10 protein-coding genes are annotated in these 9,039 nt (G+C 69.2%); 5 read left to right on the top strand and 5 right to left on the bottom strand.

The window, feature by feature from the left end; translation table 11 throughout:
- Window positions 1–137: 137 nt before the first annotated feature.
- Window positions 138–998 carry a MaoC/PaaZ C-terminal domain-containing protein gene (locus ACFXMF_RS21795; protein WP_379988385.1) on the bottom strand — a complete coding sequence of 287 codons (861 nt, stop codon included), beginning with the start codon at window positions 996–998 and terminating at the stop codon, window positions 138–140.
- A gap of 149 nt (window positions 999–1,147) precedes the next feature.
- On the opposite strand from ACFXMF_RS21795, the gene ACFXMF_RS21790 reads away from it, so the two are divergent.
- Window positions 1,148–1,849 carry a PaaI family thioesterase gene (locus tag ACFXMF_RS21790; protein WP_360310233.1) on the top strand — a complete coding sequence of 234 codons (702 nt, stop codon included), beginning with the start codon at window positions 1,148–1,150 and terminating at the stop codon, window positions 1,847–1,849.
- Window positions 1,850–1,910: 61 nt separating this feature from the next.
- Here the strand turns inward: ACFXMF_RS21790 and ACFXMF_RS21785 are convergent, their stop codons facing one another.
- The 3 genes from ACFXMF_RS21785 to ACFXMF_RS21775 all read right to left on the bottom strand — a co-directional run bounded on the left by ACFXMF_RS21785 (window position 1,911) and on the right by ACFXMF_RS21775 (window position 5,015).
- Window positions 1,911–3,476: an ABC transporter substrate-binding protein gene (locus tag ACFXMF_RS21785; protein WP_360310235.1), complete on the bottom strand. Its 1,566-nt coding sequence runs from the start codon at window positions 3,474–3,476 to the stop codon at window positions 1,911–1,913.
- A 421-nt stretch (window positions 3,477–3,897) separates the two neighbouring features.
- Window positions 3,898–4,002, bottom strand: a complete 105-nt coding sequence (locus tag ACFXMF_RS21780; protein WP_379988403.1) for a DUF397 domain-containing protein — start codon at window positions 4,000–4,002, stop codon at window positions 3,898–3,900.
- Window positions 3,981–5,015: a Scr1 family TA system antitoxin-like transcriptional regulator gene (locus tag ACFXMF_RS21775; RefSeq protein WP_379988388.1), complete on the bottom strand. Its 1,035-nt coding sequence runs from the start codon at window positions 5,013–5,015 to the stop codon at window positions 3,981–3,983. The genes ACFXMF_RS21780 and ACFXMF_RS21775 overlap by 22 nt, the downstream gene beginning before the upstream one ends.
- Before the next feature lie 379 nt (window positions 5,016–5,394).
- Between ACFXMF_RS21775 and ACFXMF_RS21770 the strand changes: the two genes are divergently transcribed.
- Both ACFXMF_RS21770 and ACFXMF_RS21765 read left to right on the top strand, forming a co-directional pair.
- Window positions 5,395–5,772 (top strand): hypothetical protein, encoded by a 378-nt coding sequence (locus ACFXMF_RS21770; protein WP_379988389.1) that lies wholly within the window; start codon window positions 5,395–5,397, stop codon window positions 5,770–5,772.
- Window positions 5,769–6,725 carry a tetratricopeptide repeat protein gene (locus ACFXMF_RS21765; RefSeq protein WP_379988391.1) on the top strand — a complete coding sequence of 319 codons (957 nt, stop codon included), beginning with the start codon at window positions 5,769–5,771 and terminating at the stop codon, window positions 6,723–6,725. The genes ACFXMF_RS21770 and ACFXMF_RS21765 overlap by 4 nt, the downstream gene beginning before the upstream one ends.
- 231 nt (window positions 6,726–6,956) lie before the next feature.
- On the opposite strand, the gene ACFXMF_RS21760 is transcribed toward ACFXMF_RS21765, so the two are convergent.
- The gene (locus ACFXMF_RS21760; RefSeq protein WP_379988392.1) at window positions 6,957–7,571 is read right to left on the bottom strand and encodes a TetR/AcrR family transcriptional regulator; all 615 of its coding nucleotides are present in this window, start codon (window positions 7,569–7,571) and stop codon (window positions 6,957–6,959) included.
- Window positions 7,572–7,728: 157 nt separating this feature from the next.
- On the opposite strand from ACFXMF_RS21760, the gene ACFXMF_RS21755 reads away from it, so the two are divergent.
- Window positions 7,729–8,022: a hypothetical protein gene (locus ACFXMF_RS21755; protein WP_379988393.1), complete on the top strand. Its 294-nt coding sequence runs from the start codon at window positions 7,729–7,731 to the stop codon at window positions 8,020–8,022.
- A 92-nt stretch (window positions 8,023–8,114) separates the two neighbouring features.
- Window positions 8,115–8,975: an SDR family NAD(P)-dependent oxidoreductase gene (locus tag ACFXMF_RS21750; RefSeq protein ID WP_379988394.1), complete on the top strand. Its 861-nt coding sequence runs from the start codon at window positions 8,115–8,117 to the stop codon at window positions 8,973–8,975.
- Window positions 8,976–9,039: the final 64 nt, after the last annotated feature.

Here is a 9,039-nt window from a genome sequence, read left to right as displayed (position 1 = left end):
GTGAATACTTGTTTTTGGGTTGTCTGGTGGTCTTGTTTTTTTTTATACTTCACCGGCACCCTGGCGGGGGTCCCTGGGGGGGGGGGGCCCCGGGGGCCCCCCGGCCTGCCTTGCCGCTTCGGCGGCGGCGCGTGTCGTCAGGCGCCGTACTCGACCACCGTGTCGGAGAGCACGATCGCGTCGTCGCGCTCCACGGCGGAGGTGTTGATCAGCAGCTTGCCGTCCTCTTCCCAGACTCGGATCCGCATGGTCTCGCCCGGGAAGAAGATGCCGGCGAACTTGGTGCGGTAGCGCTTGACCCGCGAGACGTCGCCGCCCAGCACGTTGTCCACGACCGCCTTCAGCGTCAGGCCGTACGAGCACAGGCCGTGCAGGATCGGGGTGTCGAAGCCGGCCGCCTTGGCGAAGTCCGGGTCGGCGTGCAGCGGGTTCCAGTCGCCGGACAGGCGGTACAGCAGCGCCTGGTCCGCGCTGGTGGGCACGTCGATGGTGTGGTCGGCCGGCCGCTCGGGCACGTCGATCTTGGTCACCGGGCCGCGCTCGCCGCCGAAGCCGCCCTCGCCGCGCACGAAGATCTCGGCGCGGGAGTCGTACAGCTTGGTCCCGTCCTCGAGTTCGGCCGACGACTCCAGCACGATCACGGCGGCCTTGCCCTTGTCGTACACGTTCGAGACCCGGCTGGTGGCCTTGACACCCTTGGCCTTGGCCGGGAGCGGGTTGTGCACGACGATCTCCTGGCCGCCGTGCAGCACCGCGCGCAGGTTGATGTCGATGCCGGGCAGCGCGGAGAGGCTGCCGCCGACCTTGGTGCCGGCCACCGTCGCGAAGGTCGGCAGGACGTGCAGGTTCTTCTCGTACGTGTAACGCAGTTCGTCCGCGCCGGTGGCCGGGGTGCCCGCGCCCAGGCCCAGGTGGTAGAGGATCACGTCCTTGTTCGACCAGGCGATCTCACCCGTGCGGGGCTCGGCTCCGGTGGCCTTCGCGGCATCGATCGGCATGACGTCTCCTCTACTGTGACTGCGGTTCGGTACTACGACGGCGCCACCTGCGACGGCGGCCCGTCAAAACTAGAACTCGTTCTTTTTACATGCAATGATCGGCCATTCGCCCGGCTGAAGCCAGGGCCACTCCACCTCCGGGAGCCGTCATGACCGCCGCCGCCCCCGACCCCACGGACATCCGCGAGCCCGACGAGGCCCTCGCTCCGCCGCCGATACCGGCCGACGTGTTGCGCGAGTTGCGGCTGACCTGGACCCCCCGACCGGAGCCGGACAGCGCCGGACGCGCGGCGCGGCACCGGCTGGCCGAGGCGACCCGCCGCCTGATCGAGGCGGTGAAGTCGGTCGACCCGGAGGACGCCGAGAGCACGCTGGAAAGCGTAGCTGACGATGTATCAGATTTGGCCGATCGCATCGCCGCACTGGTTCGTGTGGGCGACCGCACACCGAACTCGCGCGATCTGGCCCTGCACGAACGCAGCCCGCTCGCGGGCGCGGCGAACCCGCTCGCGCCGCCGATGCAGATCACCGGCGACGGGCCGCTGGTCCGGGCGCACGCCACCTTCGGCGCCGCCTACGAGGGTCCGTACGGGCGGGTGCACGGCGGCTATGTCGCGGCGGCCTTCGACGAGGTGATGGGCTGCGCGCAATCCGGCTCCGGGGTGCTCGGGATGACCGGGTGGCTGACCGTGCGGATGCGTCGGGCGACGCCGCTGTACACGCGCATCGACTACGAGGCGGGCGTCTCGCGCGTGGAGGGACGCAAGGCGTGGGTCACCGCCCGGTCGTACGCCGAGGGCGAGCTGGTCGCCGAGGCCGAGGCGCTGTTCATCCGCCCGTCGCGGGCCTGACACGGCGTCAGGGACGCACGGTGGGTGCGTCCCTGACGTGGTGTCACTTTTGTGCCGGCGACTACTTGAGCGCGATCCGGTCGAAGAGGATCAGACCGTCCTCGAACAGCGACAGGCCCTCGATCTTGCTGTTCTTGCCCTGGACCGCCGCCGCGAAGGACTTCTCGTAGGAGAAGAACGGAACCTCCTTGACGATCTCCGCCTGCACGCTCTGGTAGGCGGCCTTGCGCACCGCCGGGTCATCGCTGTTGCGGGCGTCGTCGAGCGCCCTGTCCACGACGGGGTTGCTCCACTTGGTGCGGTTCTCCGAGCCCTTGGAGTGGGTGAAGTTGTACAACACCGGCTCCGGCTCGTCGAAGGTGATCACGAACTCCGAGGCCTGGAAGTCGTTGTTGATCAGCACCTTCTGGATGTAGGCCGCGCCCTCCAGGAACTCGGTCTTCATCGTGATGTTCTTCATGCCGTTGATCTGGGTGAGCCAGTACTCGGCCGTCATCCGCGCGCTCGCGCTGCTGTTGGTCGTGTAGGTGAAGCTCAACGGCTTGCCCTCGGCCGCCAGTTCGTCGAGCAGCTTCTGCCCCTCGACGCGGTTGTTGGTCGCGTAGACCGCGTCCGGGTTGGCGAACGGCGACGCGGGCTGGAACCAGCTCTTCAGGGTCTGCCCCGGCGAGCCCTGGATGGTCTGGTTGCGGTCCTCCGGGTTCATGATCAACGCGAACGCGCGGCGCGCACGCGGATCGTTGAACGGCGGCTTGGACGTGTCGAACATGGTCATGAAGCCGCCGCTCTTGGGATCGAGCGTGACCGTCATGCCGTCCTTCCTGGCCTGCTCGGTCGACGGGAAGTGCGCCGTCGTCATGAGCTGGGCCTGACCCGAGGACAGCGCGGCCAGGCGCTGCTTCTGGTCCATCACCGGCTTGAAGATCAATTCCTTGAGCGCGGGCTTGCCCTGGCCCCAGTACGAGGCGTTGCGCTCCAGGGTGAGCTGCGAGTCGCGCATCCACGTCTTGAGCTTGAACGGCCCCGCGCCGACCGGCTTTTGCGCGAACAGCTTCGGGTCGGCCCGGATCGCGGTGGGCGATCCGATGAAGGCCAGGTTGTGCGCGACGACCAGGTCGAAGTGGGCGTTCGGCGCGGGCAGCGTGACCTTGACGGTCTGCGCGTCGACCGCGTCGAACTTCATCCCCTTGACGGCGGTGAACTGCACCGACTTGTTCGCCGGGTCGGCGTGCCGCTCCCAGTTGAACTTGACCGCCTCGGCGTCGAGCGCGGTGCCGTCGGAGAACTTGACGTTGGGCTTGAGCTTGATCGTCCAGACCGAGTTGCCCTCGCCGGCGGTCGCGCTCTCGGCGATCTGCGGTTCGGCCTTGCCGGTCTTGGGGTTGATCCAGAAGAGCATGTCGAACACGGCCGCGGCCTGGTTGCCGCCGGTGAGGGAGGACACCGTGGTCATGATCGGGTCGATGCCCTTGGCCTCCTGGGTGATGAGCACCGTCATCGAGCCGGAGGCTCCGCTGCCGGAGTCGTCGTCGCCACCACACGCGGTGGCGCCGAGCGTCAGGCCGACGAGGCCCGCCAGTACGCCGGAGCGGCGCAGCAGGCGGGTTTTGAAGGGTGTGGAGTTCACGGTTCGCACGGGACGCTCCTGCGTTCGGGAAGCACAAGGCACGCCGTCCCGGGAGCGGGGTGGCGTCGATTCCTTGATCCAGACGTGGATATACGGCCACGGTATGGAGAAATCTGACGGTCCGTCAAATAACAATTCGGCACCGTCCGTGACGGTACCGCAGCCCCAATCCCCAAAATCCACCGATCGAAGTGACGCTCCGTCAGGAACCGTCCACCATGGGGGCTGGGGGCAAGTTCGCACGCCGCATGGCCACCGGAAGCGGGTGGGGCGCCTCACCGCACCGAGCACAGCCGCGCCCCACCACTCGCGTTCACCGTCGCCGAATGGCGACGCCACACATCGCACGCAGGCGACACGAGGCGTCCCGGACCGAGTTCTCGATGCCGGCCGATGGGGTCTGCTCAAGTCTCCCGTGGGTTCAGCGGGCGGCGCGGTCCACGAGACGAGCCCACGCAGCCGGATGAACGATGACCACTGGCGAGTCGACGACCTTGCTGTCCCTCACTCCGACGGCGGCATCCAGAACCGCGACCTCGACGCAGTTCTCTCCTCCGCTGTGACTGCTGGTCGTCCATCGCCCGCGAGCATCCATGCCGTCTCCAGTTCCGCGAGTCTCTGCGCGACGAGTTGCATGGAGTCGTCCGCACCGAGCGCTGCTGCCTGGAGTCGATCGTAGGCGAGCGAGTACGCCGCGAGACAGGCCGGTCGGGAAGTCCAGGAAGCCCCCGTCAGCGCTTCGGTGTACACGACTCGCCTGTCCCCGAAGTCGAACAGGGTGAAGGGACCCGCCATGCCGGGGTGCCCGCCGGCGCAGAGGGGCAAAACTTGGAGTTGCACATGGGGCAGTGCGGAGACCGTGATGAGCAAATGGGCAAGTTGGGCACGCAGTACGGCCTCGCCGCCGACGGGACGATGCAGGACGGGTTCGTCGATCAGAAACAGCAACACGCGCGATCCGTCGGAAAGCGCCTGGAGGTGTCCCAGTCGCTCGGTGCGCCCTCGCGCTCGCTGAATCACCTCGTCCTCGGGCAACGCCGGCACGTACGCACGGATCGCCGCGACCGCGTACTCGTACACCTGGAGAGGCCCTGGGATCAGACTGGATTCGTAGGCACGGGTAACGGCTGCCCGTTGCTCCACCCGGACGAGGCGATCGACGCGGGCACCGGAACCTTCACTCGGGTCGGTCCGCCACCATCCGGACTGCTCGCCCTCGTGCAGGCCCTCGACCATGTCGATCACCTGTGCACTGGCAACCTCGTCCTCGAACCGGCGCGAGCCGACCGGTGGCGAGAAGCCCAGCATGGTCAGCGGCAATCCGAACAGCGACTCCAGAACCGTTTGATAGTCGCTCGACGGCCACGGCGGCTCGGCACTCTCCCAGCGCCGCACCTGCCGCACGCTGACGGCGATGCGAAATCCGCATTCGGCGGCTCGCTGCTCGAACGCGTCTGCGAGCCGCTGTTGCGAGTGCCACCCACGCTGGTGCCGCGCGGCGACGAATACCGGATTGCCCGGCTGGATCGAACGTTTCACAACGCCCCCAAGGTGGTCACCAAACACACGGTAACAACCTTGATCGGCCGATTTGGTCGGTTCACGATATTTCACAGACGGCAGACGGTGACAATGCGCCGGCACGGCTCACCCAGAGCCGTTCCTCCCCTGCGTCGCCGCCCCGACCCATCCGCCCAGCCCCTCATGGTCCGGACCCGGCTCCCTCGGCACGGCCAAGTTGCGGTCGTGCAGGGCCCGCGAAGCCCGGCGCCGCGCGACCTTGGCCGATCCGGTTCGTCCAGGCTGCGGCTTTGTCGCCCCCGCTGCGGACAGGTCGGCGGGCTCTCCGTTGGGCGTGAGCGTCGGTGCACGCGGCCGAGAGGTCGCGATCGCTCGCCGGTGATCAGGGTCCGTCGTCGTGGACGCCGCCGAGCTCGACCGACGCTTTCGTACCTGCCGTGGCTGGATCCCGCCGGAGGTGGCGACGCTGCTCGTCGAGCACGGCCATCTCGGCGAAGTGCGCCGGCGTGCGGGCGACTGGGACTGGTATTGCGCGCGGGAGTTCGCGAACGTCCTGATCGGGCAGGGCCGGCGCGATGCCGGCCTGGAGGTCCTTGCGCCGTTCGTCCGCAGTGGCTGGTGGGAGGCGGTCGGGACCGCTGCCGGGCTCCTGGACGCATGGGGGCGTGCGGACGAGGCGATCGCTCTCGTGCGCCCACTCGTGGACGCACGGGACGGCCACGCACTGCGCCGACTGGCCGGACTACTGGCGCGGCGGGGCGCGTCGACGAGGTGATCGCGTTGTTGGGGCCGCGCGCCGAGGACCGGAACATCGCCGAGGCACTGGTCGAGTCGACCGCAGGGTGTGGTCGGGAGCAGGAGGTGGCGGCCCTCCTGCCCACCGTTGCCGCCGATACGTGGTCCACCCGGGGGCGGGACGTCGTGGGTTCGGTGGCCCGGGTGCTGGAGCGACGCGGGCGGGTCGAGGAGGCGATGGCGCTACTGCGGGCCTACGTCCATCACGAGGGCGCCGTCTACCACGACGTGCTGGAGGGCCTCGCCGACATGCTGGTCCGCCACGATCGATGGGACGAGTTGCGGGAGTTGCCGGAGTGCGACGACACGTGGGTTGCCTGGCGGATGGCCGACGCGCTGGAGGAACAGGGGCGGGTGGCCGAGGCCGTCGAGGCGCTGCGGCCTTTCGTGGCACGAGGTGAGCAGTTCGAAGTGGCCGCAAGATCGGCCGAGTTGTCGACGCGGCTGGATCGGATCGAGGAGGCGATCGAGGTACTGCGCGTATTGCCGACCTCGGGAGCCGAACTCGCTTGGGTCGTAAGCGTGTTGTGGACGCGGTTGGTCGACCTGGGGCGGGTGGAGGAGGCGTTCGCGTTCCTCGACGACGACGTGGCCCGGCGGGCATGCGGTCGGGACGGTGAGCTGTTCCTCGAACGCGTCAAGCTGCTTGCCTACTGCGGCCGGAAAGACGAGGCGATCGCCATTCTGAGTGCGCATCCCAAGGTCGGCGACTGGTACCTGGCGAACCCCCTGGGCACGCTCCTGGCCGACGCGGGACGCGTGGACGAGGCCATCGCGGTGCTGACCACTGTCGACGCGCCCAGGAGGGACGTCACCACGTTGGCTTCCCTGCTGATCGGCCGGGGACGTGTCGCCGAAGCCATCACCACCGCGCTCTCCCGTGCCGAGGCCATTGCCGCCCTGCCCCCGTGGACCGGCACCGTGGCCGTCTGACCGGAACCCGCGCCCGGCCACGAGCCCGCCTCACGTCGAGGAACCACGGCGCGCCTTGGGACGCCCACGACCGAGGATCGGCCACACGCCACCCGACGAGAGCGTGGGCAACCGCCCCGAGCGCGGCCCCAGCGCGGCGGACGAGCAGCCTCGACGACGGCGTGGCCTTGGCCCGTCCCGGCGGCCCGTGGCGCGCCCTTGCCGGTCGTGGGTCGGCGGTTCGCGGGTCGGTCAGGGGCGCAGGGCCTTGAGGGTCAGGGCGACGAGGCTGTCGGCGTAGTCCTGGGTGAGGGGGCCGGAGCGGAGTAGCCAGCGTTGGTAGAGGGGGGCGTAGAGGAGTTCGAGGGCCAGGTCGAGGTCGAGGTCGGGGGCGATCTGGCCGGCTCGTTGGGCGCTGCGGAGGCGTTCCTTTTTGGCTTCGTCGACGGGGGCGGCCATTTTCTCGTGGTAGAGCCTGGCCAGTTTGGGGTCGTTGATGATCTCGGCGTTCAGGGCGCGGATCGGGCCTTCGAACGCGGGGTCGGCGAACTCGGCGACGGTCTCGCGCATCAGATGCCGCAGGTCCGTCTCGACGTCGCCCGTGTCGGGCAGCACGATGCCCTCCCCCGGGTCGCTCAGCGCGAGGAACGCCTCGAAGACGACCTCGCCCTTGGAGCCCCACCACCGGTAGATGGTCTGCTTGCCGACGCCCGCGCGCGCCGCGATGGCCTCGATCGAGAGCTTCGCGAAGCCGACCTCGGAGACCAACTCGCGGGCGGCGGCCAGGATCGCGCGGCGGGACTGCTCGCTGCGGCGGGACGGGTTCGGCTTCGCGGCGGTGCCGGCATCGGTGCTGTCGGTGGTCATGGGCACAGCATAGCCGATCTGCGAGACGAACCGTCTCGTCTTGACTTGGAGTCGCGGACGGTGCATGCTGAATCTCGAAGCGAGACGAACCGTCTCGTCTCACTTGGCATTGATCCCGCATGACGCACGTCATCGCATCTCCGAGGAGTTGTCGCTCTTGTTCCGCACCCCGGCCGCCGCCGCACCGCTCACCACCTCCACCTCCACCTCCACCTCTGCATCCGCATCCGCATCCGACACGTTCTCCGTCGTCGACGTGCGCACCACCACCGGGACCGGTCTGCGAATCACCGCCGAGGCTGCCGCCGCCCGGGGCCTCGCCGCACCCGCAACACCCGCCGGGCCGCGCCCTCGGCGCGAAGACCGGATCGCCGGGTCGCGGATCGCCGCCCCGCGACCCGTGCAGACCGACCACCGCACGGCGACCTCGTCCGGCTGTCGACCGAGGTGAGTGCGATCCCGACGACTTCGCGAACCGTCTCGCCGACACCATCCGAACGCAGTGCCCGTTCCGACCCCGCAAAAGCACAGGAGCCCACCCTCATGACCACCGCCACCCTCACCACAACCACCACCGACCCCACCGACCGCGAACCCCGCGTCTGGTTCGTCACCGGTGCGTCCCGGGGTCTCGGGCGCGCCTTCGCCGAGGCCGCGCTCGCGGCGGGCGATCGGGTCGTCGGCGCGGCTCGCGATGTCGGGCCGCTCGCCGACCTCACCGCCGAGTACGACGGCCGCTTCGTGGCCCTCTCCCTCGATGTCACCGATCGCGACGCGGTGTTCCGCACCGTGGCCCGCGCCGTCGCGGCCTTCGGTCGGCTCGACATCGTGGTCAACAACGCGGGCGTCAGCCTGATCGGGATGATCGAGGAGGTGACCGAGGAGCAGGCCCGGGCGCACTTCGACGTCAATTTCTTCGGCGCGCTGTGGGTGAGCCAGGCCGTGATCCCCCACCTGCGCGAGCAGGGTTCGGGGCACATCCTCCAGATCGGTTCGATGGGCTCCGCCGTCGGCTTCGCGTCCACGGGTCTGTACAGCGCGGCCAAGGCCGCCCTCGACAGCGTGACCGGCGCCCTGGCCATGGAGGCGGCGGGCTTCGGGGTGCACGTGACCCTGGTCCAGCCCGGTGGCTACGAGACGGCGCTGTTCACCCACGGCCTGACCATGACCACCGAGAAGGAGGCGTACGCACCGCTGCGCACCGAACTGGCGCAGATCTGGGGCGAATCGAAGGACGCCGACCCGGCCAAGGCGGCGGCGGTCCTGCTGCGCGTCGTCGATCTGCCCGAGCCACCACGCCGGATCATCCTCGGCGGCGCGGCCTTCGACATGGTCGCCGAGCTCGACCGGGCCCGCCGGGAGGAGTACACCCGATGGGAGGCGTTGAGCCGCGAGGGCGACTGAGCCCCGGAGCACGCCTCGGGGGCGCGCCCGGGCGTGGTGAATCCACTCATTCCGGATTGGCTCC

Source organism: Embleya sp. NPDC059213, assembly GCF_042754445.1.
Classification (GTDB): Bacteria; Actinomycetota; Actinomycetes; order Streptomycetales; family Streptomycetaceae; genus Embleya.
The sequence above is the reverse complement of the archived record's forward strand: the minus strand, read 5'-3'. Positions and strand labels throughout refer to the sequence as shown.

Excerpts from the sequence above, each read along its gene's own strand:
- ACFXMF_RS21795 (WP_379988385.1), bottom strand. The coding sequence starts at position 998 with ATGCCGATCGATGCCGCGAAGGCCACCGGAGCCGAGCCCCGCACGGGT.
- ACFXMF_RS21790 (WP_360310233.1), top strand. The coding sequence starts at position 1,148 with ATGACCGCCGCCGCCCCCGACCCCACGGACATCCGCGAGCCCGACGAG.
- ACFXMF_RS21760 (WP_379988392.1), bottom strand. The coding sequence starts at position 7,571 with ATGACCACCGACAGCACCGATGCCGGCACCGCCGCGAAGCCGAACCCG.
- ACFXMF_RS21750 (WP_379988394.1), top strand. The coding sequence starts at position 8,115 with ATGACCACCGCCACCCTCACCACAACCACCACCGACCCCACCGACCGC.